General features: G+C 39.1%; 1 protein-coding gene and 1 pseudogene. Both read left to right on the top strand.

The annotated features are described in order from the left end of the window. A pseudogene (gene fucI / locus RHS_RS29370) lies at positions 1 to 423 on the top strand (L-fucose isomerase); the annotation flags it as partial. A gap of 221 nt (positions 424 to 644) precedes the next feature. Then, the coding region (locus RHS_RS29365; protein ID WP_047835225.1) for a cupin domain-containing protein at positions 645 to 1,551 on the top strand (907 nt) is incomplete at its 3' end.

The following is a 1,551-nucleotide window of genomic DNA, read 5'->3' as shown; positions in this document are numbered from 1 at the left end:
TTAACAGAAGCTGAAATGCCGGTAACCATGATCCGTTTGAACCTTGTAAAAGGCTTAGGACCGGTTCTTCAGATCGCTGAAGGTCACACAGTGAAACTTCCGGACGAAGTATCTGATAAATTATGGAAGAGAACAGACTACACATGGCCATGTACCTGGTTTGCACCAAGAACAACAGGAGAAGGCGCATTTAAGACAGCATACGATGTAATGAATAACTGGGGTGCTAACCATGGCGCAATCAGCTACGGACATATCGGAGCAGACTTAATCACAATGTGCTCTATGTTAAGAATTCCGGTTGCTATGCATAACGTACCGGAAGAAGAAATCTTCAGACCAGCTTCCTGGAACGCATTCGGACAGGATAAAGAAGGTCAGGATTACAGAGCTTGCGCAGCTTACGGACCATTATATAAATAAAATTAAATAGAAGAACGATAGGGATCATTGCATGTTATGAAGTGCAATGATCCTTTTTTTCATATACACAGATTTAAGACAAAGTTATGCACTTTGTCCACCTGCATGTACTATGTTAGGATAAAATTACCAGATTTCAAAATATCTTTCTATTTTTATTTCCTATAAAGTTCGCTATGATAAGTATATGAATTTAAAAATATATACAGGCAGGTAATTGTATGAAAACCTATGAAAAACTTCAGTTACTGGCTGAGGAAATGAAACATAGACACCTGAATAGAAACAGTATGCCAGGAAAGCGCAAGAAAGATTCCGGGGAGGAAAGAATGGTGCCTTTCTTTTGTAAAGAGTCAGGGGCTGTGTATGTGACAGTTGACTTTTTGAAATTGTTAGGTGAAAAGAGAGATTATTTTTTTGACAATGAAATCAGTGAGCCTTTTGAAAGGAGATGTGCCTGGGCACAGGAGGTTAAGCACCAGCACAAGCATGCTTATATTGAGGCATTTTATTTGATCAGGGGTGAAGCAGTGCAGAATATTGGTACAAAATCATTTCAGGTTAAGGAGGGAGAATTTTGGATTATGAACACTTCAGTTTCTCACTGCATTGTACTTAAGGATAAGGATGCACTGCTTATGAATATACTGATTAGTGAAGAATGCTACCAAAAGATTGTAACCCAGGTGGTGGATGCACACAATCCCCTATACCATTTTTTAATGAATGAGCTTTATGAAAATGAGAAAAGACCTGAATTTCTGCGTTACAAAATTGAAAAAAATGCAATGATTGAAGAAGATTTCTGCAGGATTATTGGAGAAGTGGAGGCAAATAGGCCTTTTATGCAGCAATTAATGGAGAACGTTCTTGCAAATATTTTTTTAGAGGTCTCCAGGCTTGAACTATTTCAGGCAGAGAGTTGTAAAAGGATAAAGAAGTCCCTGGATATTTATCAGGTCATGGATTATATCAGCAGGAACTATAATCAGGTGACGTTGAATGACCTGGCTGAGCAGTTTTACTACACCCCTGCGTATATCTCCAGCTTTTTACGCCAGCAGACCGGGATGAATTTCCGGAGTATGGTCTGTAAGCTGAAAATGGAGAAGGCAAGGGAAATGCTGG

The organism is Robinsoniella sp. RHS (genome assembly GCF_001029355.1).
GTDB lineage: Bacteria > Bacillota > Clostridia > Lachnospirales > Lachnospiraceae > Robinsoniella > Robinsoniella peoriensis.
The sequence above is the reverse complement of the archived record's forward strand: the minus strand, read 5'-3'. Positions and strand labels throughout refer to the sequence as shown.